The organism is Sorangium sp. So ce302, from assembly GCF_051530145.1.
Classification (GTDB): domain Bacteria; phylum Myxococcota_A; class Polyangia; order Polyangiales; family Polyangiaceae; genus Sorangium; species Sorangium cellulosum_B.
This window is the reverse complement of the sequence record NZ_CP150326.1, coordinates 3,384,957-3,410,254: the sequence shown is the minus strand read 5'-3', so window position 1 is coordinate 3,410,254 and position 25,298 is coordinate 3,384,957. Positions and strand designations below refer to the sequence as shown.

Genomic DNA, 25,298 nt, shown 5'->3' with positions numbered 1-25,298 from the left:
TGGGCCGCTCGCATCAATGCCGCGCGCGGGATCTAAGCCGGGCCTCGGCGCGCGCGCGCGCTCTGTCCAGAGAGCCGATCTCGCCCCCCGGGTGGGACAGGAGGCTGGACAGCTCGCGGACGTTGGGGCGGCGGAACATCTCGACGATCGGGAGCTCCACCTGGAGCGCCTTCCGTATCCGGTTCGCGATCCGGACGAGCTGGATCGAGCTCGCGCCCAGATCGAAGAAGCTCTGCTGCACGCTGATCTCGTCGAGCCCCAGCACATCCGCGACGATCGCGGCGATCTGCGCCTCGTTGCCGTCTTGCGGCGCGGCGTGGGCCTCCGCGGGAAAGGGCGGCGCAGCGTCCTGCCGCCGGGTCAGCGCGCCGCGATCGACCTTGCCGTTTCCAGTCAGCGGCAAGGCGTCAATCGCAACAATCGCGGCCGGGACCATGTACTCCGGCAGCTTGGTCCGCAAGAAGCCGCGCAGCGCCTCCTCGATCCCCGCTCCGCCGTCAGGCGCCGGGACGACATAGGCCGCGAGGCGCCGCTGGCCGCGAGGATCTCCCTTCACGACGACGGCCGCGGCGGCGACGCGCGGGTGCTGGACCAGCGCCGCCTCGATCTCGCCGAGCTCGATCCGGTGGCCGCCGACCTTCACCTGGGTGTCGCGACGACCGAGGAACTCGATGTCCCCGCCGGGCAGGTAACGGCCCATGTCCCCGGTGCGATAGAGCCGCTCCCCCGTGCGCGGGTGGACGATGAAGCTCGTTCGCGTCTCGGCCTCGTCGCGATGATAACCCTGCGCGAGCCCGATCCCGCCGATATAGAGGTGACCAGGGACCCAGTCCGGACAGGGGTCGAGCGCGTCGTCCAGCACATCGAAGCGCTGGTTCACCATGGGGCGACCGTAGGGGATGCTCTTCCACCGCGGATCGACGCGCTCGATGGGGTAGAGGATCGACCAGATGGAGGCCTCGGTCGCGCCGCCCAGGCTGATCACCTCGACCGGCCTCGCTCCGGCCGGGCGCGCGGCTGCGAGCGATCGGATGCGATCCGGCAGGGTGACCGGGATCCAGTCGCCGCTCAGCATCGCGAGCCGGAACGACGCCGGCATCGCGCCCCTGCGATCCTCCGCGTGCTCCACCCAGATCTCCATCAACGCCGGGACGGAGTTCCAGAGCGTCACCCGCTCCTCGGCGAGGAGCTCGGTCCAGTGCGCCGGGTCCAGCCGCCGCTCGTGCTCGGGCAACACGATGGTCCCGCCAGCGGCGAGCACGCCAAACACGTCGTACACGGAAAGATCGAAGCTCAACGACGACAGCGCGAGCACCCTGTCCCCAGGGCCGACGCCGAACCGCTGGTTCACGTCGAGGATCGTGTTGACCGCGCCGCGGTGATCGATCCGGACTCCCTTCGGCGCGCCGGTCGATCCGGAAGTGTAGATGACGTAGGCGAGATCCTCCGGCGCCTGAAGCGGCTCGATGGGCTCTGCGGGAACGGAGGCCCAGGCGGCCTCGTCGTCGACGGAGAGGCGCTGGACGTCCGCGGGCCAGAGCGCGCACGCGTCGACCCACGTCTGCGTCAGGACCAGGCGGGCCTCCGCGTGCTCCAGCAGCGCATGCAGCCGCTCGGGGGGGACGGCCGCGTCGATCGGCAGGTACGCCGCGCCGGACATGAGCACGCCGAGCACCGCGACGACCTGCTCCCAGCCCTTGTCCATCACGACGGCGACCAGGCGCCCCCGCTCGGCCCCTAGCTCGCGCAAGCGGCGGCCGACCCACGCGGCGCGGTCGTGGAGCTCCCCGTACGAGATGCGCCGCCGCGGGCTCGCCACCGCCTCCTGCGCCGGGCTGCGCCGGGCCTGGTCGGCGAACAGGGTGTGGAGCAGCGCGCTCGAGATGGGCGCGGAGGTGGCGTTGGCGTGAGCGCGCTGCTCGAGCTGCGGCGCCGGAACCGGCAAGAGCTCGGCCGGCGACGCGCTCCAGGCGGCGTCGTCCGCGGCGAGCTGGCGCAGTAGCCGGCCATAGGCGTCGAACATCGCGTCCAGCACGCCCTCCGGGAAGGCCGCGTCGATCGCGTCCCAGTTGAAGAGCAGCCGCCCGTCCTCCTCGAGGGTGCTGTGGTCCAGGCAGACCTGCGGGGTCTGGCTGATCCCGTGGACGGTCTCCCCCAGCCAACGCATCGGCCAGTCCCCGTCCTTCTGCAGCCCGAGCGCGCTCGTGAAGACGATGGGCACGAGGTTCTCGGCCACCTGCCCGCGCGCGCGGTTGAGCTCGCGCAGGACGCGCACGCCGCTCGTGTGCAGGTGGTCCAGGTCGCTCCGGAGCTGCGCCCAGAGCCGCGCCGCGCGCTGCTCGAACGTGCCGGGCGCGGCGTCCACCTCGAGGAGGATCGTCGACGTGAACTCGCCAACGAGGTCCTCGACCTCCGGGTGCAGCGGCAGGCGCCGCGACGCCGTGAGGACGATGCAGAAGCGAGGGCTCCGGCTCCATGCGGCCAGCACCTCGGAGAACGCGGCGCAGAGGACCTCGCTCGGCGTCGCGCCCTGCCGGCGCGCGAGCTCCTTCAGCCGCTGCCAGGGGCCTCGCTCGAGCGCGCCGGCCCGCCGCGTGAAGCGCGCGCGCTGCCCGGGCTGGATGGGGAGCCGCGGGAGCTCCGGCGCGTTCGGCAGCGTCGGAATCCGCTCGAGCCAGTAGGCATCGGACAGGCGCGCGCCGTCGGAGCCAGCCAGCGCCGCCTCGGCCAGCACGTAGTCGCGGAACGAGAGGGAGATGCGCCGGCGCGAAGCATGCGGGTCCTGGTAGTGGTCGCGCCACTCGGCGAAGAGCCTCAGCATGCTCGTGGCGTCGACGATCAGCAGGTCGATGCTGAAGTGGACGCGGACGCGCCCCCCCGGGAGCATCGCGGCCCGGATGTCGAAGAGCGGCCACTCGTGCGGCGCGTAGAGCCGGTGCGACATCGTCTCGCGCAGCTCGGCCAGCGTCGCGGCGATCACGTCAGCCGGGCGCCCCCGGAGATCGATCGTCGCGATCGCATACGGCGGCACCTCCTCCAGGATCTTCGCCTCGCCGTCCGGGAGGATGACGGCCCGCAGCATGTCGTGCCGCTCGATCAGCGCCGCCCAAGCCGAGGAGAGGCGCTCGACGTCGAGCCCCTCGGACTCGAGCTCGATGTAGTAGTGACATCCCACGCCGCCGAGCTCGGCGGTCACACCCCGGCCCAGCCAGTACGCCTGCTGGATGTCGGTGAGCGGGAACGGTCGATGCCGCTCCTCGGGCGCCGGCTCGATCACGGGGGGCGCGGGCACCGCGCCCACGTCGTTCGCGACGGGCCCCAGCGCCATGCGCTCGAGCAGGTGCGAGGCGATCGCGGCGATGCTGTCGTGCCGGAGCAGCGCCGCGCCCGTGACCTGGATCCCGAGGGCCGACTGCAGCCGGTTCTTGAGCTCCAGCGCCATCAGGGAGTCGAAGCCCAGGTAGCGCAGGCGGTCGGTCCGAGCGATCCGGGAGGGAGCCAGCCGTAGCACACGCCCCACCTCCTCCACGAGCAGGCGTTCGACGATCGCCGCCGCGTCCCCGGGTGTTCGCTGCTCGAGCTCCGCGCGGATCGATATCGCCGGCGATGCCCGACGCTCGGCCTCGAGCACCTCCGCCCAGAAGGGAGCGCCGGCCACGCCGTGCGCCTCGGCCCAGCGTCGCGCGTCGAGCCGGGCGACGGCCACCTCTGCCCGCGGGCGAGCGAGGAGCCGCGCGAGCGCATCAAGGCCCTCCTTCGGGGTGAGGCCCGCGAGGCCCCGCGCCGAAAGGCGCTCCCCTCGGTTCTCTTGCGCAGCCGCGAGGCCCACCTCCGAGAACGCGCCCCATCGGATGCTCATCGCGGGCAGGCCCAAGCGCTCCCGCCGGCGGGCGAGGGCGTCGAGGAACGCATTCGCGGCCGAGTAATTACCCTGCCCCGGCGAGCCCAGGAGCGAGGCGGCCGACGAGTACAGCACGAAGAAGTCGAGCCGGAGGCCCGCGCTCATCTCGTGGAGGTTCCACGCCCCGAGCGCCTTCGGCGCGAACACGCGCCGGAAGCTCTCCTCCGAGAGCTCGAGGACCGTGCGGTCGTCCAGCACCGCCGCCGCGTGCACGACGCCGCGGAGCTCCGGCAAGGTGGCCTCGATCGCCGCCGCTACCCGCGCCACGTCGTCGCGCCTCGAGACGTCGGCCTGGAAGACGGCGATCCGCGCGCCGGCCGCTTCCATCGCCTGGATGGCCCTCTGCGCGTCCTCGCCCGGACCGCGGCGCCCCACCAGCGCGAGATGCCGCGCGCCCCGGCCAACCAGCCAGCGCGCGAGCGCGAGGCCCAGCCCCCCGAGGCCGCCGGTGATCAGGTAGGTCGCATCCCCGCGGATGGACGCGACCGCGGCCACGTCGGCCTCGAGCCGGCCACGGACCAGCCTCGCCACGTACCGGTCGCCGCCCCGCAGGGCAACCTGATCCTCGCCCTCGTTCGCTGCGAGCTCCCGGAACAGGACGTCCGTGGAGACCACGCCCGCCGCGGGGTCCAGATCGATCCGCTTGCACCCGAGCTCGGGGTGCTCCAGCGCGAGCGCCCCGGCGAGCCCGAGGAGCGGCGCCTGCGACACCCACGCGGCGTCGCAGGGTAAGGGCCGCTGCGCCCCGCGCGTCACGAAGAACAGCCGCGGGGCGGCCAGCGTATCCAGCGCGATCCCCTGCACCATGGCTGCGGCGCTCACGCTGCCCCGCACGAGATCCGCTGCCAGGCTCTCGGCCGTGGTCGCCTCGAAGGGCACGGCGTCCAGGCTGAAGAGGTGCACCGCGCCGGTGCAGCGCCTCGCGTCGCCGAACGCCTCGCGCAGCAGCCGCCGGTAGTCGTCCGCCTTCGAGGGGTCGATCCCGTACCGATCCGGCTCCACCCGCTCGTACCCGGCGCTCGCCGAGACCAGCACGCACTGCTGCCCCTTCGAGCGCATGTGCCCGCAGAGCGCTGCCCCCACGCCGCCCTGGTCGGCGAAGATCAGCCACGCGCCCGCCGGGGCCAGCGTCGCCTCGGGCAGCGGCGCTGCGCGCCGCCACGCGACGTCGTAAACGCACCCGGCCAGCGCATCCGCCTCGCCTTCAAGGTGCGCCTCGGGGCGCACGACCACCTCCGAGAGCGGATACGCGGCCTCGTCCTGGTCCAGCACCCGGACCTCCTTCGGCCTGCTGGCCGGCCTCCCCACGCCCTCGAGCCAGCAGCGCTGGCGCTGCCACGGGTACGACGGCAGCCCGATGACGCGCCCGCCTCCCACAGGGAGCCGCTGCCATGAGACCGGATGGCCGTGCACGTACAGCCGCCCGATCGATTCAAGCAGGCTGAGGAGCTCCGGCTGCCCCCGGCGCAGGGACGCGATCGCCGCGCCCTCCGCCCTGACCTCGCGCAGGTTCTCCTCGACGGACGGCAACAGGATCGGGTGCGGGCTCATCTCCACGAAGAGCGCGTGCCCCTCGGCGATCAGGCGCTGCACCACCTGCGAGAACCGCACCGGCCGGCGCAGGTTGTCCGCCCAGTAGCCCGCCGAGAGCTCGTGGCCGCGCAGGAGCCGCGTTGTCACGGTGGAGCGCATCGGCACGCGCGCCGCCATGGGGGCAACTGCCTGCAACGCGACGAGCAACTCGCCGCACAGGGGATCCATGGATGGGCTGTGCGACGCCACGTCCACCTTCACCCGCTTGCAGAACACGCTCCGGGTTTCCAGCGCCGCCAGCACCTCGCCGAGAGCATCCGGATCGCCAGCGATCACGGTGGACTGCGGGCCATTGCTCACCGCCACGCTGAGGCGATCCTCGTACCCCGCGAGCGCACGCTCCGCGTCCGTCATGCTGAGCTCGACGAGCGCCATGGCGCCTCGGCCGCTCACCGCGCGGAGCAGGCGGCTGCGCCGGCAGATGACGGCTGCGGCGTCCTCCGGCGACAGCGCGCCCGCCACGTGGGCCGCGGCCACCTCGCCCATGCTGTGGCCCACCACGGCGTCGGGCTCGACGCCCCACGCCCGCCACAGCGCCGCGAGCGCCACCTCGATCGCGAACAGCACGGGCTGCACCACGTCGATCGACTCGAGCCGCCGCGCGCTGTCTTCGGCCGCCAGCACCTCGATCACCGAGAAGCCGGCCTCGCGTCGGATCGCCTCGTCGCACGCCGCGAGCGCCCGCCGGAACTCCGGCTCCTCCGCGAAGAGCTGCCGCCCCATGCCTGCCCATTGCGAGCCCTGCCCGGGGAACACGAACACCACCTTCGGCGGGGTCTCCGTCGCCTTGCCTTCGAGCACGCCCGCGGCGGCCCGCTCGCCCCGCGCGTATGCCGCGAGCGCGGCCGCCAGCTCGTCCTTGCTCCCGCCGGCCACGGCCAGCCGGTGCTCGTGATGGCTCCGCCGCGCGCTCGCCGTGTACGCGATGTCGCCGAGGCGCGCGTCCGACGCCGGCAGGAAGGTCGCATAGGTCGCCGCCAGCGCGCTCAGCGCCTCCGGGCTCTTGGCCGACAGCGGCAGCAGGTACGCCGTCGCCTCGTTCGCGGGCGCCTCTGCGGGCGCCTCGACCAGCGCTCGCCGCGGCGCTTCCTCGAGGAGGACGTGGGCGTTGGTCCCGCTGAAGCCGAACGAGCTCACCCCGGCGCGGCGAGGCGCGCAGTTCGCCGGCCACGGGACCGGCTCGGACACCACCTGGAGCGGCAGCTCCGACCAGGCGATGTGCGGGTTCGGCGCGGTGAAGTGCAGGCTGCGCGGGATGCGCTCGTGCGAGAGCGCCAGCACCGCCTTGATCAGGCCCGCGACACCCGCGGCGCCCTCGGTATGGCCGATATTCGTCTTGACGGAGCCAATCCACAGCGGCGCCCCGGCTGGGCGCCCCTCGCCAAGCACCGCGCCGAGCGCCTGCGCTTCGATCGGATCGCCCAGCGGCGTCCCCGTCCCGTGGGTCTCCACGTACCCGACCGACGCCGGGCTCACCCCGGCCTGGGCGAGCGCCTGCCGGATGACCGCCTCCTGGGCGGGGCCGTTGGGCGCCGTCAGGCCCTGGCTGCGGCCGTCCTGGTTGACGGCCGAGCCCCGGATCACCGCCAGGATCGGATCGCCGTCCCGCTCCGCGTCCGACAGCCGCTTGAGCACCAGCACGCCGCAGCCCTCCCCGCGCACGTAGCCGTCCGCGTCCGCGGAGAACGCGTGGCATCGCCCCGAGGGCGACATCGCGCGCATCCGGCTGAAGTAGACTGTCAGCTCCGGAGTCAACACCAGGTTGACCCCACCGGCCAGGGCCGTTGTGCATTCGCCCGAGCGCAGCGCCTGACAGGCAAGGTGCACCGCCACCAGCGACGACGAGCACGCGGTGTCCACGGCCATGTTGGGCCCCTGCAGCCCGAGCCAGTACGACAGCCGCCCCACGGTCGCGCTATGCGCCGATCCAAGGAACGAATAGGGATCCAGACGCTCGGCGCCGCGGGCGAACATCAAGCCCTGGTAATCGTTGCCGCAGATCCCGACATAGACGCCCGTACGGGTGCCCGCGAGCGCTTCGGCTGAGATGCCCGCGCGCTCGAGCGCCTCCCAGGTGGTCTCGAGCAGCAGCCGCTGTTGCGGGTCGATGCTCGCCGCCTCGCGCGGCGAGATGCCGAAGAAGGCGGGGTCGAAGCGGTCGACGTCCTCCAGGAACCCGCCCCAGCGGGTCACCATCTTGCCCGCCGCCTCCGGATCCGGGTCGTAGTACGCGTCGATGTCCCAGCGCTCCCGCGGCACCTCGCGGACCGCGTCGACCTCCCCCTCGAGCAGCCGCCAGAAACTCTCCAGGTCGTGCACCCCGCCCGGGAAACGGCAGCCGATGCCAACGATGGCGATCGGCTCCTCGCGTGGAGCAACGCGAGGCTGGACCGCGGCGAGCGCGGCCATCTGCTCGTCAGGGGGCAGAACCTCGTCGAGCAGGTAGCGCCGCAGCGCGGCGACGGTGGGCCGATCGAACAGCAGCGTGGCCGGCAGCGCCTTGCCAACCCGCGCGGAGAGCGCGTTGCGCAGCTCCAGCGCCATCAGCGAGTCGAGCCCCAGCTCCTGCAGCGGCCGCTCCGCCTCCAGATCGCTGGAAGAGGAGAGGGAGAGGACCCTGGCTGCCTCGCCCCGCACCATCGCGTCCACCTCGGCGGCGCGCGCCTCGGGAGAGAGCGCCGCGAGCCGACTCCTCCAGGTCTCCTGGGTCGCAGCGGACGCGCGGCGGGTTGCCTGGGTCGACCGCGGCTGCACCAGCGTTCGCCACACCGGAGGGACGTCGGCCCCGAGCGCCCTGCCCAGCGCCCGCAGGTCGAGCTCCAGCGCGCCGAGGTGCGCCTCGGGCCGCGACAGCGCACGCCCGAGCAGCGACAGCCCCTGCGCCGGGGCGAGCGCGCCCACGCCCATGCGACCAAACCGCGCCCGCTGCTGCTCGCTCAGCGTCTCGACCATGCCGCCTTCTGCCCACGGGCCCCAGCTCACGCTGTGCGCGGGCAGCCCCTCGGCCCGACGCATCTGGGCCAGGCCGTCGAGGTACGCGTTGGCTGCCGCGTAGTTCGCCTGTCCCGCTGCGCCCAGCAGCGACGCGCTCGACGAGAACAGCACGAACAACTCCAGCGGCACCGTCCGCGTCGCCTCGTGCAGGTTCCGCGCTCCGTGCGCCTTGGGCGCGAACACCTTCGCGTACTGCGCCTCCGTCTGCTCCGACAGCACCCCGTCCTCGAGCACGCCCGCCGCGTGGATCACGCCCCGCAGCGGCAGCTCCGCCGGCACCGACGACACCAGCGCCTGCACCGCGGCAGCGTCTGCCACGTCCGCCTGCACCACCGTCACCCGCGCCCCCGCCTCGCGCAGCGCCTCCACCGCCGCGCGCTGCGCTCCCTCCGGCGCCCGCCGACCCACCAGCACCAGGTGCTGCACCCCGTGCTCCTGCCGCAGCCAGCGCGCCACGTGCAGCCCCAGCGCCCCGAGACCACCGGTGATCAGCACCGTGCTCTGCGGTGCTATCAGCGCCGCCTTCGGCGCCGGCAACAGCACAATCTTGCCCGTGTGCCGCGCCTGCGCCATGAACCGCAGCGCCGCCTCCGCCTCCGTGACCGCGAAGGCGCGCACCGGCAGCGGGCGCAGCCACCCCGCGGCGAACCCTTCGCTCACCCGGCGGAACATCTGCTGGATGCGCTCGGGCTCCACCTCCAGCAGGTCGAATGCCCGGTACATGACGCCCGGATGGGCCGCTCCCACCGCCTCGGCCGAGCGGATGTCGGTCTTGCCCATCTCCAGGAAGCGGCCGCCCGCCGACAGCAACGACAGGCTCGCGTCCACAAACTCGCCCGCCAGCGCGTTCAGCACCACGTCCACGCCGGCCGTCCTGTACGCGTCGGCGAACGCGAGCGTCCGCGAGCTCTCCACCCGCTCGACCCCCATCGCCCGCACCACGCCCCACTTCGACGGGCTTGCCGTGGCCAGCACCTCCGCCCCGAGCCACTGCGCCACCTGCACCGCCGCCATCCCTACGCCGCCGGCCGCCGCGTGCAGCAGCAGCCGCTCGCCGCGCTTGAGCCCCGCAAGCTCGTGCAGCGCGTACCACGCGGTCAGGAACACGATCGGCAACGCCGCCGCCTCGGCCGCAGACAGCCCGACCGGCTGCGGGCTCGCCAGCCGCGCGTCCACCGTCACGAACCGGCGGAACGCCCCCGGCGCGATCGCCATCACCGCATCGCCCACGGCCAGGTGTTGCACGCCCTCACCGAGTGCCGTGACGACGCCGGCGCACTCATGGCCCATCTCCGTGCCCTCGCTGGGATCCATGCCCAGGGCCCGGATGACATCGCGGAAGTTCAGCCCGGAGGCCTTCACCTCGATCTCGATCTCGCCCGCGCCCGGCGCTCGCCGCTCGGCCGGCAGCAGACGCAGCTGATCGAGCAGCCCCTTCTGCGCGATCTCCAGCCGGTACGACGGCGCATCCGGAACCGACAGCCCCGAGCGCGCTGCAACCCGGCACAGCCGCGCCACGAGCCGCTGGCCCGCGCGCCAAGCGATCTCGCGCTCGTCGTCCGGCCTGCCGAGCTCGTGCCACAACGCCTCCACGACGTCGCCAGCCCCGGGCTCCAGGTCCACCAGCGTGCAGCCGAGCTCCGGTCGCTCCAGCATCACCGAGCGGCCCAGCCCCCACAGCGACGCTGCGGCCGCCGCCACCGGCTCGCCTGGGCGCACCGCCTGCGCGCCTTCCGTCACCCACACCAGCCGCGGCGGCGCCTTGCCTTCGCGCCGCGACAGAGCCTGGACCACCGCGAGGGCCTCTAGGCTCGCCGCCTCGGCGCGCTCCGCCGTAGAGACGCCCGCGCTCCCGCCCCACAGGCACACCACGCCCTGGAGCCGCTCCGGGGCCGCCCCATCCAGCATCGCGGCGATCGCGCCTGCCTCTCCCGCGAGCTCCGCCGTCGTGCAATGCGCTCCCGCAGTCCGGAGACGCGCCTCGAGCGCCCGCGCGAACTCCCCGCCCTCGCTCGGCCCGTGGAGGAGCAGCCACGCGCCCGAAGGCGGCGTCCCATCGCCCGTGGGGCGCCCCTCCTGCCAGCTGATCGCATACAGGTCCTCGAGCGGCGCCGCCGCCATCGCTCGCCGCAGCGCCGCTGCGCCGGCCCGCTTGAACCGCACCCCGCTCAGCTCCGCCACCGCCGCGCCGCCCTCGTCCAGCACCAGGACGTCGCCGGAGAGCACCTCCGCGTTGCCTTCCACCGCGCCCGTCGCCCGCGCGTGGACCCAGGCCGACGTGACCCCCGGCTGCCACATCACGAAGTCGCCGACCTCCCACGGCAGGTACGTCTCGCTCCCGAGCTTCGCGCCGAAGACCGCGACGAGAACCTGCAACGCCGCGTCCAGCAGCGCCGGGTGGGCCCCATGGGCCCCGGCGTCCTCGCCGGCCGCCGCGGGCAGGGCGACGCGCGCGACGACCTCGCCATGCCCACGCCACAGCGCTTCGAGCCCGCGGAACGCAGGGCCGTACGACAGGCCCATGCCCTCGAACGCCCCGTACAGCTCCACCACATCCACGCTGGCGCTGCAGCGCGCGCGCGCAGCAGCCAGATCCACCAGCGCGGCCGGCGCCTCGCGGGAGGCCGCCCGGAGCCGGCCCGTGGCGTGCTCGGTCCATGCGTCCTCGTGCCGTGAGGACAGCGGCTGGCTGTACACCGTGACCGCGTGGCCCGCGTCCGTCGCCTCCGACACCACCACCTGCACGCGCACCCATCCCTGCTCCGGCAGCGACAGCGGCGCGCTCACCACCATCCCCTCGACCCGCACCGACGTCCCGAGGCCCAGCGCCTCGCCCGCCGCCCGCGCGAGCTCCAGCAGCCCCGTCGCCGGCACCACCGCCTGCCCGAGCACCCGGTGGTCCATCAGGTATGGGATCGCGTCCATCCCGAGCATCGCCTCGAACACCGCCTTCGCCCCAGCCACCGCGATCCGCGCGCCCAGCAGCGGGTGCTCCGACGGGGTGCTGCGAGCGCCTCGCGGCGTGCCCGCGCCTTCGATCCAGTACCGCTTTCGCTGCCAGGGATACGCCGGCAGCGCGACCACGCGCCCGTCCTCGGGGTACAGCCGGCCGAAGTCCACGGCGTGGCCGTGCACGTACAGCTTCGCGAGGGCCGAGAGCATGCTGCCGCGCCCCCCTTGGTCGCGGCGGAGCGTGGGGATCGCGCGCCCCTCCGCCCCTCGCGCCGAGAGACACCGCTCCACGCTGAGCGACAGGACCGGGTGCGGCCCCACCTCCACGAAGGTCTGGTACCCGTCGCCGAGCGCCGCCTCCACGGCCCGCGCGAAGCGCACCGGCTCGCGGACGTTCCTCGGCCAGTAGGCCGCGTCGAGCGCGCCGCCCTCGATGAGCCCGCCCTCCACCGTGCTGTACATCGCGATCGCGCCCTGGCGCGCCTCCAGCGCTCCGAGCTCGCGCGCCAGCTCGCCGGCCAGCGGGTCCATCTGCGGGCTATGGAACGCGTAGTCCACGCGCAGCATCCGGCCCTCCACGCCCTGCCGCTCGAGCCGCTCCAGCACCTCCGCCAGCGCCGCCGCCTCGCCCGACAGCACCACAGAGCCCGGATCGTTGACCGCCCCGATCGCCAGCCGATCCTCGTAGCCGCGGAGCACCTGCGCCGCCTCCTCCTCGGGCAGCGCCACCGAGGCCATCTTCCCGAGCCCCGTCGCGCGCTGCATCACCCGCCCGCGGGTGCACACCAGACGCACCGCCTCCTCCAGCCCCAGCGCCCCCGAGATGTGCGCCGCCGCCACCTCACCGACGCTGTGGCCGATCACCGCGTCCGGCACCACCCCCCACGACGCCCACAGCGCCGACAAGGCCACCTGCACCGCGAAGATCGCCGGCTGCGCCACCTCCGTCTCGTCCAGGCGGGAGGCCTCTTCCTCGGCCGTGAGTTCCGCGAGCAGCGAGAAGCCGGCATACCGCTGCACCAGCGGCTCGCACCCCTCGACCGCGGCGCGGAACGCCGGCTCCTCGGCCAGGAGCGCGCGGCCCATCCCCGCCCATTGCGACCCCTGCCCTGAAAAGACGAAGACAACCTTTGGCGGCGTCCCAGGCGCTCTGCCGTAGCTCAGGCCGGAAGGCTGCTCCCCGCGCCTGAAGGCCTCGAGCGCCGCGGCGATCTCCTCGTTGCTCGTGCCCACCACCGCGAGCCGGTGCTCGTGGTGGCTCCGCCGCGCGCTCGCCGTGTAGGCGATATCGTCCAGGCAGGCGCTGCCCCCCGAGGGATCCGTGGACGCGGCGTCCCGACCCGCGTGGACGGAGAGGGTGCGACCGTAGGCCTCGGCCAGCGAGGCCAGCGCCTCGGGGCTCCTGGCCGACAGCGGCAGCAAATGGGCGCGAGCAGGCGAACGCTCACCCGCCTCCTCGGTGCGAAACGCAACCCCGTGACGAGCGAGCGCGCTCCGCGCCCCGAGGAGTGCCCGCGCGGCGCGCTCCGCGCGATCGAGTGAGGCGACGACCGGCGCCTCCGGCGCCCAGGCTCGGCAGCACTCCTCGATCGAGGGCTTGACGATGGAGTGGGGTGCGAGCTCGAGGAAGACCGGCGGATGCTCACCCGCGTCGGCGAGGACGCGCGCGATCGCCTGCGCAAAGCGCACGGGCTCGCGGAGCTGCCGCGCCCAGTACGCCCCGTCGAGATCCTCGCCGCGCGCGGGCTCGCCGGTCATCGCCGAAACCAGGGGAACCGAGGCCGCGCGCGGGCGAAGATCGCCCAGCAGGGCCGGCAGTAGCCTCGCGATCTCGTCCATCGGCGGCGCGTGCACAGCGACGCTTGCGCCCACGGGACGGCAAAAGATACCTGCATCCGCCAGCTTCGCGAGGGTCTCCGCCATCGCCTCGGGCTCGCCGGACAGCACGGTCGCGGTGGGGCTCGCGGCGATGGCGCATGCCAGGCGGCCCTCGTAAGGCGCCACGAGCGCCTCGGCGTCTTGCCACCCGACGGCGACGAAGGCCATCGTGCCCTTCCCCGAGGCGCGCTGGACGAGCCGCGCCTGCTGGCAGAGGACACGCGCCGCGTCCTCGAGGGTCAGCGCGCCCGCCACATGCGCGGCGGCAACCTCGCCGATGCTATGGCCGACGACGACGGAGGGCTCGAGCCCGAGCGATCGCCAGAGAGCGGCCAGCGAGACCTGAAATGCAAAGAGCACCGGCCAGAGGACGTCGACGCGCTCGGGCAGCGCGCGGGGCGCTCCCGCGAGGATCTCATCGAGCAGCGAGAAATCGAGGTAGGGCCGCATGCTGCGATCGCAGCGCGCGAGGCTGGCCCGGAAGACAGGCTCGCCGAGCACCAGATCCCGACCCATGCCGGGCCACTGCGACCCCTGCCCGGAGAACACCCAGGCGACCCGCCGCGCGGAGTCGCCCTTCGCGACGTAGGAGGCCGCATCGAGCGCCAGAGGTCGCGGGAGCCCCTCCAGCACGACGTGCGCGCCCGTCCCGCCGTACCCGAAGGAGCTGACCCCTGCCCTCCGGGGTTCCTCCTCGGGCGCCGGCCACGGCGAAAGCTCCGTCACCACGCGCAGGCGGAGCGCGTCGAAGGCGATGTGGGGGTTCGGCCGCTGAAAGTGCAGGCTCGGTGGGATCACGCCGCGCTCGATCGCGAGCGCCGCCTTGATCAGACCCGCCATGCCGGCAGCCGCCTCCAGGTGACCGATGTTGGTCTTGACGGAGCCGATATGCAGCGGCCGCTCGGGCGGGCGCCCTGCTCCGTACACGGCACCGAGCGCGGAAGCCTCGATGGGGTCGCCGAGCGCCGTCCCCGTGCCGTGCGCCTCCACGTAGTGCACGCTCGCCGGCTCGATCCGCGCGCTCCGGCAGACGTCGGCGAGCAACGCGCGCTGCGCCGCCGGATTGGGAGCCGTGAGACCGTGGCTCGGGCCGTCGTTGTTGACGGCGCTGGCGCGGATCACGCAATAAACTCGATCTCCGTCCCGCAGCGCGTCCGAGAGTCGCTTCAGGGCCACGACGCCGGCCCCCTCGGAGCGCACGTAGCCGTCCGCAGACGCGTCGAACGCCTTGCAACGGCCGTCCGGCGAAAGCACCCCGAGCTTGCCGAGCCCCGCCGTCCTCTCGGCGAGGAGGAGGAGGTTGACCCCGCCAGCCAGCGCGATGTCGCTCTCGCCGCGCCGCAGGCTGTGGCAGGCCAGATCTACGGCGACGAGCGACGAGGAACAGGCCGTCTCGACCGTCATGCTCGGCCCCATGAGGCCGAGCGAATACGAGATCCGGTTCGAGATAATGCAGCTCGCACCTCCCGTGTTCGTGTGGGCCGTGATGGCGGCGAGCCCGGCGCGGTCCTGCAGCACCGCGTAGTCATCGAAGATGGCGCCGATGAAGACGCCGGTCCGGCTCCCCTTCAAGGAGAACGGCGGCACGCCCGCGTCCTCGAGGGCCTCCCACGATAGATCCAGGACGATCCGCTGCTGCGGATCCATCTGCGCAGCTTCACGGGGGGAGATGCCAAAGAACGGCGCGTCGAACGCGTCGACGCGCTCGAGGAAGCCGCCCCTGCGCGCCGTCAACCCGCCCGGCGCGCTTGGGTCCGCCTCGCCCAGCGTGTCTGCGCCCCACCTGTCCTCGGGCACCTCGCGGATCGCGTCCGCGCCGCCCGAGAGCAGCCTCCAGAACGCCTCGACGTTCGGCGATCCCGGGAACCGACACGCCATGCCGATGATGGCGATCGGCTCGTCTGCCGTGCGCTCCGAGCGGTCGGGCGCTGCCTCGGAGCCCTCGCGCGTCCCCTCTACGACGTGGCGCGCGAGCGCGCAGATCGTCGAATGCTCCCAGACCAGCGTGGGCGAGAGCGGTCGCCCCAGCACCTGCGAGAGCTCGGCCAGGAGCCTCGTCGCTCCCAGCGACCCCAGGCCATAACGGCTGAACCGCTCGCGAACATCGATGGATTGCGGAGCGACGTCGAGCCGCGCTGCCAGGTGCGCGACGAGCCAGTCCTGGATATGCTCGATGGTCGGCTCGCTCGCCGGCCCGTCTGCACGGTGCGTCATACTATGCTCCTCAATGAACAGGAGGGTGGTTCAGTCGAAAGCCAGTCTTAGTATTCCCGTTCCAACAACGAATCTCCCGGCGATGCATCTGCAGACCGCCGGAACGCGCAGCGACGCAGCCTCAGCCGGCGCTCGCTGGTGGCGGCGCGGCGGGCACCGCGACGCCGCTCTCGCGCAGGGCCGCGATGACCTCGCCGGCAACCCGCTCCCCGGAGCGCACGGCCCCTTCCATGAAACCGCTCCATACCGGCGAGGTGTCGGTGCCGGCCCAGTGGATCCGACCCACGGGCGCGCGCAACGCTCGACCGTAGGCGCTCAAGACCCCTGGCTTAAGCGGGGACGCGCAGCCGCTGGACCAGGCCTCGCTCATCCAGTCCATCTCGACGAAGCCTGTCGGCTCGAGCGCCTCTCTCCCGAAGAACTTCGCCAGCGCCGCGGTGACGGCGTCCTTGCGAGCGTTCGTGTCGCTCGGGACCTGCTCGCCCGCGCCGAACGCGAGCAGGACCCCCGGAGATCCGCCGGGGGGCGAGCTGTCGAAGACGAAGTCGATCACGGCGTCGTCTGCGATCACCGTCCCGCTGAGCTGGAGTCCACGCCAGAAGGCCGTCTTGTAGACGACATGAGCCTTGTAGTCCGGCATGCCTGTCCAGTTCTTCACCAGGCCGCTGCGGAGCTCCGGAAGCTCCGGCTCGAACTCGATCCGCCGCGTGTCCGCCGGCATCATGGCCACCACGACGCGCCTCGCCAGGATCACCAGGCGATCCGTCTCGACGCGCGCGGGCTCGCCTGGAGGATCGACGATCCGCCGCACGGGCGCGCCGAGGATCACGCGGTCGCCGAGCTCCCTGGCCATCGTCAGCGACAGGCTCTGGGACCCGCCGGCGAAGGACTTGTCCTGGGCGTCGGAGGTGGCCAGCAGGCTCTCGAGCCCGCCGCAGGCGCGGATGGCCACGAGGAAGCACAGGAGGGAGATGTCCTCCGGCTTGGCGCCGAACGTGAAATTGACGGCATAGCCGACGGTCCGGTGCACGCTCTCGTGCCTGGTGTTCTCCCGCAGCCAGTTGAACATCGAGAGCTGGTCGAACTCGGCGGCGCGCGGGGCGTCCCACGGGGCGTCGGGCGACAGCGCCGCGGCCATCTCCGTGAGCTTCTGGCGGACCTCCGCGAGCTCGATCCGCTCGTCATGGGTGAAGACCTGCCCGGTCCCGGGCATGCGCACGCCGTCGAACACCTGCCCGGTCCCGGCCATGCGCGCGCCGTTGAAGTAGAACACCGGCACCCCATCGCCGTATGTCTCCGTCGTCGGGACGCCGAGCTCCTCTGCGAGCGCGAGGATCCGGGTATGGCCTTCGCCGACCCACTGCCCCCCTCCGTCGACCACGATGCCCTCGCCGATGGATTGGCTGACCGTGAGCCCTCCGACCCGCTCGCGCGCCTCGAGGACCAGGACGTCGTCCACGCCAGCCTTGACGAGCTCGCGCGCGGCCATCAACCCGGAGAGGCCCGCGCCCACGACGACGACGTCGGCCTGCTTCACCTCCTGGACGGGCCGTGAAGAGGTGCAGCCACGTTCGCCGCACCCCAGAACGAGCGTCCCCGCCGTCGCGACGGAGGCCTCCATGAGGGCTCTTCGTGTGATGGTACGGTGAGGTGTGATCCCTTGCGTCATCGCTTCGTCTCTGCTCGCGTGCGCCCTCGTGCGGCGTGCCCTGTCCGTCCCGCTCATGCGCCTCATCGCGTCAGGCCCAGGGGTTCGACCTGATCTCCTTGAGCCCGAGCACCCTCACGAGCCTCTTCAGGTTCCAGAGCAGGTACACGGAGAGCACGATGACGACGAGCCACAACCCAGGAGAGAGCTGCGGCATTTCCGTGAAGACGTCCCTCACCGGCAGCGTCGAGATGACGTGGTTGCCGACGTGGTGCTGCTTGTTCAGGTAGCGCGCGACAACGAAGACGGTGCCGATCAGCCCGACGTTGAACAGGGTCGCGAACAGCGCCTTGCCCACCTCCGCGGCCTTGGAGAGGTTCGCCTGGAATGTCATCGCGCGCTTCTTGATGAGCTCGCCCTGGAAGAGGAGGTTCTCGCCCACGGTCGCGGGCAGTCGCATCAAGTCGTTCAGGGCCGAGACCAGATCCTGCCGGCTCCGCTTCGAGGCCATGTGCTTGAGCATCCTGTCGCGGCGCTGCTCGTAATGGCGGCCCGTCAGCTTGAAGAAGTTGACCTCCGGTATCAGGAACTTCAACGAAGCGTCGAGCGCCATGGAGCTCCGCATCACCCGCAGCATGTTCCAGAGCGGCGGGAACTTGTACTTCCCCATGACCGCGGAGAGCCTCACGTTCGCCCCGGTCAGCGCCCGCTGCTCATACGGGATCCCCTTGGCGTCCGTCAGGCTCTCCCACGCCTGGAGCTCACGGGTCACCTCCGTGCGCAGACCTTCGACATCGAGGTCGTTCGGGAGGCCCGGGACCATGGTCAGGAACACGTCCACGTACTTGGAGAAGTCGCGCCTCACCAGCACCTTGATGGCCAGGCTGTACTTCTCGATGAACCCTTTATCGAGCGAGTCGATCGAGCCGAAGTCGATCAGTGAATACCGGCTGTTCTTGAGCAACATGATGTTGCCCGGGTGGAGATCGCCGTGCATCAGGTTGTCTTCCAGGAACTGCTGAAGGAAACCGAGATAGAGGCGCCTGCCGACCTTCTTCGGGTCGACGTCGTTCTCCTTGCACCACTCCAGCGCCTTCTCGGGATCGGCATAGAGCGCTTTGAGGTAGTCGGACATGAGCACCCCGTCGACGAACTCCATCGTCAAGACGCGGGGGCTGCACCAGCGCACGAACGCCTTCGGCACGTAGACCTTCTGCCGGCGCAGGGACTTCCTCATGCGGCGCATCGACGCCACTTCCAGTCGATAATCGAGCTCGTCGGCGAGCGTCTGGCGGAGCTTCCAGAACATCTCGTCCCATTTGCCCCACGGCATCACCCGGAGGAGCTTGAGCACCGCCACGTAAACGCCGATGATCTTCAGGTCGCGTGCGAAGGACTCAGCGATGCTGGGCCGCTGCACCTTCACGGCCACCCTCACGCCGTTCGCCCGCAGACGGCCCACGTGGACCTGGCCGATCGACGCCGCCGAGAGGGGGATGAGGTCGAACTCCGAGAACATCTCGTGGATGGAGCGGCCGAGCTCCTTTTCGATGATCTGGCAGGCGATCTCGCCTGGAAAGCCCACCGCGCTGTCGTGGAGCTTGGACATCTCGTCGCAGAGCTGCTTGGAGAAGATGTCCCGGCGCATGGCGATGATCTGACCGGTCTTGATCCACATCCCACCGAGCCGCTCCATGGTCTCCCGCGCGTGCTCGGCGAGTCGCTCGGCGGTGTACTTACCTCCCGGACCCGCCGGCGGCCGCACGCGCATGAGCAAGAGGTGCCAGAGGATCTGGAGAAAGAAGCTGAATACGAACAGGACGCGCCGCCGGGGGGGTGGCTTTAACGGCGCCCCGCTGGTCGCCTTCGGCGGCCTCTGGTACACCAAGGGTGTCGGGATCAGTCTCTTCTTCAGCATCTGACAAGCAGGTGGGGCGTACGCCGGCCGTGCAACGTGAGGTGGGCCCCGAGGGTTGTCCGGGTGAATGGAGCTTCGCTGCTCGGGCGCGCACGTCGCCGTCCGCGCTCCGATCCACGAACCATGTTGATGGTGGGAGAGCCCCGGAGGGCTTGGTCAGCCGAACCCCCACATCTTGGTGGCCCTGCCCCGCCGGCTGCGCTCGCGCACGATCACGACGACCGTATGCGCTGCCGCGGGAACCGAGCCCGCTTGCCTGAGCTGCTCGATCACCTCCTGCACTTTGCTCATGAGGCCGCCGGGCCTGCCCTTGCGCAGCTTCTTGACCCGCTTGCGGCTCTTCTTGCCCAGATCGATGATCGTCGGTCGCTGCAGGGCTTCAGCCGCGCCCGCGTCGTTGGTAACACCCTGAATATTCATCGTCGGAATCCTCCGTCACTCGTGAAAACGTCCCGGGGCCTCAGAACAGCTTGCTGATCTTGAAGCGCTTTCTCCCCTTCTGGGTGGCTCGGGAGAGGTTGTTCGACAGATCGCGCATCCACCCATCCCGTTTCTTGCGGTTGGAGCGGTTGTGGCGATCGATGTATGTGTCGATGGTCTTCTTGTTGGCGCGGGCGCCGTACCGCATCAATTTTTCCCAGAATCGGCCGCCCTTGGATATCTTCTTCCGCTTGCGCTTGCGCTTCAGCTCGTACACGCCAGCCGCCGGCCCCTCCAGGGTCGCCGGCTGCGAGATGATGATCCTCTTGACCGCTTTGGGTAGCTTGAACTCCAGCATTGTATTCCCGTCCGGGTAGGGCTTACTGCTACATGAACAAGATGGTCATTGCACGTTTCCGTGAATCAAACGCAGTACCAGATTATCACGTAAACGACAGGTAAGTGTCAACACAAATTTAGGACAGACACAGGGAGCGATCGTAGGGCACAAAAGGGCCTATCGAGCGCGCGTACGTGCCAGCATCATAGAGCCCGTGTCGGTTTTGCTGGACAGTCGGCGAGAGCTTGGCCGATGCTTCCCGGACTCGATCTATGAAACCTCACAATCCATCATCGAGTCCTATCAAGGGTCGCCGCGCCGTCGTGCTCGGCGGCGGCATCGCCGGCCTCGCCGCGGCCGGCGTGCTTGCCCGTCATTTCGAGCAGGTCACCGTGATCGAACGCGACCGCTACGACGAGCACTCCATGGCGCGACCCCACGCGCCGCAGGGCGCGCACATCCATGCTCTCCTGGCGCGGGGCCTGCACACGCTGTCGAGGCTCATACCCGAGCTGCCCGGGTGGTTCGACGAGATCGGGCTGCGCGAAGGCGACGTGACGTACCACATTCGCGGCGCCGCCGGGGGGCGGTGGCTGCCCCAGGTCCGGTCGGGCATCCTGTTCCGCCCCTGCACCCGCGCGGCGCTCGAGCAGCTGCTCGTGCGCGATGTCTCCCGGCGCGACAACATCACCGTGATCGAGGAGTGCAAGGTGGCAGGCTTGCTCGGCAGCGAGCGGCTGCGCGGGGTGCGCGTCTCCCGCGGCGGACTGACGGACGAGCTCTCCGCCGACCTCGTAATCGATGCGATGGGCCGCGCGTCGCCCGCGGGCCGCTGGCTCAAGGACGCGGGCTTCCCGCCGGTCGAGGAGCAGGTGGTGGACGCGGGGGTGGTGTACAGCACTTGCATCTTTGAGCCCCCGAGCGGCATCGGCGAGGACTGGATCGTCATGGGAACACTGACCGTGCTCCCTCACGAGCCGTGCGGGGTGGGCTTGGTGCGGCTCGCCCCCGACCGCATCCTCTGCTCGATGGCCTGCTACGGCAAGCCGAGCCCGCCGCGAAGCGCCGACGAGTTCATCGCCCACACGTCGAGACTCTGCGTGCCCGAGGTCCACCGGCTGCTCCGTGCGTCGAAGCCCGTGTCGGAGGTCAAGGCGTTCCAGGCCACGGCGAACCGCTGGCGGCGCTACGGGTGGCTGCCGAGGTTTCCGGAGGGATTCCTCATCATCGGCGACGCCGTATGCAACCTGAACCCACGGTATGGCCAGGGGATGACGGTGGCGACGCTCGGGGCCGAGCGCCTCGACAGCGATCTGTCGTCGTACTTCGGGCAGCGCGGGAATCTGGACGGCTTCGGCCGTCACTTCCAGAAGAGCCTGGAAGGGGTGCTGAAGGTGCCGTGGCAGATGGCGGTGATGGAAGATCGGCTGTGGATGTCGGTGTTCTCGGGCACCGAGCACACGCTGGCGGAGCGGTTGATGATCAAGAGCTCGGCGCGGGTGTTGAACGCGGTGTTCTCCGACGTCGAGACGAACCAGCGGTTCACGCGGGTGGCCCACATGCTCGACACGCCGATGTCGCTGCTGTCGCTGAAGACGCTGGCGGTGATCGCTCGGGGCGGGGGGCGAGACATGCCATCGGCACGACCACCCGACATCGGGGCATCGTGATGAACGGCGCGCGGAGCAGGCGTCAACGGCGGGCGGGCCTGCGCGCCCCGTGACGCGTTGCTGGCCGGAGGTCGCGTGACGAGCCCCTGGCCAGAGGTGCCCCACACGTCGCGTCCGCCCCGGAGCGGCACCGAGGTCGAGCGGCACCTCGTGGCGATCAATCCGGTCAAGCGCCACCTTACCCACACGCGCGCTCGCAGCCGCCGCCCCCATCGTCCACGGTTGCGTTAGCCGTTCACGATGCAACGCGCAATACACAACGCTCACTGCCTCGCAATTCCAGCATGGACAAAGCTGCTCCGTCGCCTGCATACGCCTGCGCACGGCGGTAGGCCTTCGGCTCGGCGCCGTCCATGAGACCTTGGTCCTATTGACCGCCCTGCCGTCTGAGGGGCCGGCCTACTGGCGACCGGGATCGCGAAGCGGATCAGCCTGCAGCCGGCCGACTGGATAGGTTTGTCAAGCGAATCGCTCGCTCGACCTTGCCCTTTTGCTGCGGTTTGCGCACGGCGCAGAGCCGCGGCGCGACGCGGAGCTGACCGGCGAGCGCGAGCAGGTCCGGGTGGAAGCGCACCGCGTCGCCGTGGCGCTCGAGGACGACGGTCTTGGGGTTGTCGAAGAGCCACTGTCTCGTCGCGCCGCCAAAGTAGCAGCACGCGCGCACGAGCGAGCGGCGGAGCGACCTCACGGAAAGGTCGAGCACGAGCTCGCCCCAGATCGCGCGCGAGTACGACAAGACCATGACGAAGGCCCAGAGCAGGCGCGTGCCGCCCGCGACGCACAGCTTGCCGAGGTAGGCCCAGTCGATCTGGGCCTGCTCGGCGATGAGCGGCTCGACGCGGAGAAAGGCCTCGCTCTTCGGCGCCGGGCGCACGAGCCGGACATGCCGTCGCACCGTGCGAATACTGCCCTCGTAGCCGCGCTCCACCAGCATGTCGTACAGGCGCGTGGCGCGGAGACGGGGATACTGTGTCAGCGTCTCGATGACGAAGGCCTCGTAGCCGCCCAGCGGCAAAGGCACCTCGCTCACGGCGGCGTCCGCGTCGCGAATGACGGGCCGCGAGCGCGCCCCCTTGCCGAGGCCGAGCACGCGCTCGACGGTGTCGTGGTGCAGGCCGAGCTGCGTCGCGATGGTGCCGACCTTCCAGTGCTCGGCGAAGTGCAGGCGGCGGATCTCCGCCTCCTTGGCCTGGTCGATCGTCATCGACCGAGGCTCCTGCGAAGGCGATGCTCGCCGCGGAAGTTACCGAGTCCCGGCAGCCGTTGCCCGCGGCTGGGCGGGGCGTCCATGAAGAGAGGCTCGACGACGTAGTGCAGCGTCGCGCGCGCGACGCCGAGGCCGTCGCACAAACCCAGCGCGAACAAGATCTCCTCGGACTCCGCAGAAACGACAGCGCGGACCCTCTGGTCGTCCCAGAGCGCCATCGACTCGCACAGCATCGGCCCGGCGAACCGATGCGCCGGCGTGGCCACCGATCGCAGCCGGGCCTTCATCACCTCGTTGGGTCCCTGCGTCAGCAGCACCCGCGCCTCCCGCGGCGTCGCGGAGATCGTCATCACCAGCTCGTCCATCCATCGACTCCTGCGGGCCGGCGACGGCCACGTCGTCCCTAGACGTCGGCGCGCCGGCCCGCGGGCACACGCTGGCGGACGCGGGCAAGTTATCGGACCCCGTATCCATCACGCGCCGGCCCCGTCGAGCGCGGTAGGCACGCTGGTGATCGCGGTGATCGAGGCGTCCCTCGGGGAAGCGCTGGTGCCGCAGCTGGACGCCGCGGCAAGGAGGGCCCTGGGAAGCCCGCAGAACGCCCGCGCGTCTCGCCTCCTCTTCCTCGCGAGCGACGGCAGTACCCGCTTCTATCGCGACTGCGACGCGCTCCTCTCCCGCTACCCCCGGCGCCTCCTGGCCTGCCGGCTCGAGATCCCGGGCGAGGCGCTGGGCGAGAAGCTCACGGGGAGCGCAAGGATGATCCGGAACGTGCTTGTCCTCGACAAGAGGGTTGCTACCAGAGCGCTGCTCGCCGTGCTCCCGCCCGGCTGACGCCCGGCGACGGCGGGAAGGGGTCAGGTCGCTCCGTCATCAGTCAGCATGGATGCGGTTCTGGGTGAGCTTCTCCATCACGCGGTTGAGGTTGAACGCCGCCGGCTTCTGGCGGGGAGGAAACCGCTCGAACGAGTCGAGGAGCTTCGCGACATACGCCTGGCAGGGCACGACGAGGAACACATGGTCGAGGACCCAGTCCCAGTACGTGTTCGAGCCCTCGTCAGCCCGCTCGAACGGGTCGCGACGGAGGTTGAAGATCTTCGGAGTCCGCAGCTGGACGAACGGCTCGAACCAGATCTGCAAGCGCGTGGCGCGCTGCTCCATGAAGACGAGCTTCCAGTCGTCATAACGGATCGCCAAGAGATCGCCGTCGTCGCCGACGTAGAAGAACTCCTTTCGCGGGCTCTCCGCCACCTTCCCGGTGAAGTAAGGGAGCATGTCGTAGCCGTCGATGTGCACCTGGAACTTCTTGTCCCCGGCCTGGTGGCCGTGGAGGAGCTTCTCCTTGATATCGGGGACGCCCGCGGCGGCGAGCAGCGTCGGCAGCCAGTCCTGGTGGGAGACGATCCCGTTGAGCACCTTCCCGGCCGGGATCTTCCCGGGCCACCTCACGAACGCCGGCACACGGAACGCGCCCTCCCAGTTCGTGTTCTTCTCGCTGCGGAAGCAGGTGATGCTGGCGTCCGGCCAGGTGTTGAAGTGGGGCCCATTGTCGGTCGAGTACAGGACGATGGTGTCTTCGGCGATCCCGAGCTCGTCGAGCTTGGAGAGGATCTTGCCGATGTACTCGTCATGCTCGACCATCACGTCGTTGTAGAAACCCTGGCCGCTCTTCCCACGGACTCTCTGCTTCGGGTGCGTGCGGAAGTGCATGTGGGTCGTGTTGTACCAGACGAAGAACGGCTTTCCGTCGCGGTGGGCGCGCTCGAGGAACTCGAGGCACCGGTCCGTGATCTCGTCGTCGATGGTCTCCATCCGCTCGCGCGTCAGCGGGCCGGTATCCTCGATGCGGCCGTCGGCGAAGCAGTGGAGCACCCCTCGCGGCCCGAACCGCTTGCGGAACGCTGGATCCTTGGGGTAGTCGGGGAGCTCCGGCTCCTCTTCGGCGTTCAGGTGGTAGAGGTTGCCGTAGAACTCGTCGAAGCCGTGATTCGTGGGCAGGTGCTCGTCCCGGTCGCCGAGGTGGTTCTTGCCGAACTGCCCGGTCACGTAGCCGAGCGGCTTCAAGAGCTCGGCGATCGTGGGGTCCTCGGGCCGGAGGCCGATCTCGGCGCCGGGCATCCCCACCTTGGTCAGCCCGGTGCGGATCGGGTTCTGGCCGGTGATGAACGCGGCTCGGCCAGCGGTGCAGCTCTGCTGACCGTAGTAATCGGTGAAGGCGAGCCCCTCCTCAGCGATCCGATCGATGTTCGGGGTGCGATACCCCATCATCCCGCGGCTATGGAAGCTGACGTTCCAGACGCCGATGTCGTCTCCGCAGAGGATGAGGACGTTGGGCTTGCCGTTGCGCTTCTTTGTCGTCTTCGGAGTCGCCATACCAGGTGTCGACATGGCGATGGCATGGCACACGAACGGTGTCCGACAAGTCGGGAGAACCCGCATCGGGCGCACCGAACATGGGCTCCGCTCTCGGCAGTTCGTTGATCCCGTGGTGGACGGTGGCCTTCGCGCCGTCCTCACTGCAGCCGAGAGCGCGATGATCTCCTGGAAGGACAGCTCGTAGAAA

General features: G+C 70.8%; 10 protein-coding genes. 2 read left to right on the top strand and 8 right to left on the bottom strand.

Annotation, left to right across the window (positions count from 1 at the left end):
- Positions 1-13: 13 nt before the first annotated feature.
- The 5 genes from WME73_RS13300 to WME73_RS13280 form a co-directional block, all read right to left on the bottom strand.
- The gene (locus WME73_RS13300; RefSeq protein ID WP_437915946.1) at positions 14-15,532 is read right to left on the bottom strand and encodes an amino acid adenylation domain-containing protein; all 15,519 of its coding nucleotides are present in this window, start codon (positions 15,530-15,532) and stop codon (positions 14-16) included.
- A 121-nt stretch (positions 15,533-15,653) separates the two neighbouring features.
- The gene (locus WME73_RS13295; protein WP_437745840.1) at positions 15,654-17,153 is read right to left on the bottom strand and encodes a flavin monoamine oxidase family protein; all 1,500 of its coding nucleotides are present in this window, start codon (positions 17,151-17,153) and stop codon (positions 15,654-15,656) included.
- 118 nt (positions 17,154-17,271) lie between these two features.
- Positions 17,272-18,951, bottom strand: a complete 1,680-nt coding sequence (locus WME73_RS13290) for an ABC1 kinase family protein (RefSeq protein WP_437915945.1) — start codon at positions 18,949-18,951, stop codon at positions 17,272-17,274.
- Positions 18,952-19,254: 303 nt separating this feature from the next.
- A complete protein-coding gene (locus WME73_RS13285) occupies positions 19,255-19,518 on the bottom strand; it encodes a hypothetical protein (protein WP_437745838.1) in 264 nt (87 codons plus the stop codon).
- Between the two features lie 40 nt (positions 19,519-19,558).
- The gene (locus WME73_RS13280) at positions 19,559-19,876 is read right to left on the bottom strand and encodes a hypothetical protein (RefSeq protein WP_437745837.1); all 318 of its coding nucleotides are present in this window, start codon (positions 19,874-19,876) and stop codon (positions 19,559-19,561) included.
- Positions 19,877-20,130: 254 nt separating this feature from the next.
- Here WME73_RS13280 and WME73_RS13275 point away from each other — a divergent pair, with 254 nt between their 5' ends.
- On the top strand, positions 20,131-21,528 hold the full coding sequence (locus WME73_RS13275) for an NAD(P)/FAD-dependent oxidoreductase (protein ID WP_437745836.1): 1,398 nt from the start codon (positions 20,131-20,133) through the stop codon (positions 21,526-21,528).
- A gap of 427 nt (positions 21,529-21,955) precedes the next feature.
- Here the strand turns inward: WME73_RS13275 and istA are convergent, their stop codons facing one another.
- Positions 21,956-22,732 (bottom strand): IS21 family transposase, encoded by a 777-nt coding sequence (gene istA / locus WME73_RS13270; protein ID WP_437745835.1) that lies wholly within the window; start codon positions 22,730-22,732, stop codon positions 21,956-21,958.
- The gene (locus WME73_RS13265; protein ID WP_437745834.1) at positions 22,729-23,100 is read right to left on the bottom strand and encodes a hypothetical protein; all 372 of its coding nucleotides are present in this window, start codon (positions 23,098-23,100) and stop codon (positions 22,729-22,731) included. The genes istA and WME73_RS13265 overlap by 4 nt, the downstream gene beginning before the upstream one ends.
- Positions 23,101-23,245: 145 nt before the next feature.
- On the opposite strand from WME73_RS13265, the gene WME73_RS13260 reads away from it, so the two are divergent.
- On the top strand, positions 23,246-23,569 hold the full coding sequence (locus tag WME73_RS13260; RefSeq protein ID WP_437745833.1) for a hypothetical protein: 324 nt from the start codon (positions 23,246-23,248) through the stop codon (positions 23,567-23,569).
- A gap of 39 nt (positions 23,570-23,608) precedes the next feature.
- On the opposite strand, the gene WME73_RS13255 is transcribed toward WME73_RS13260, so the two are convergent.
- Entirely contained in the window at positions 23,609-25,123 is a 1,515-nt protein-coding gene (locus WME73_RS13255) for an arylsulfatase (protein ID WP_437915944.1), read from the bottom strand.
- Positions 25,124-25,298 lie beyond the last annotated feature (175 nt).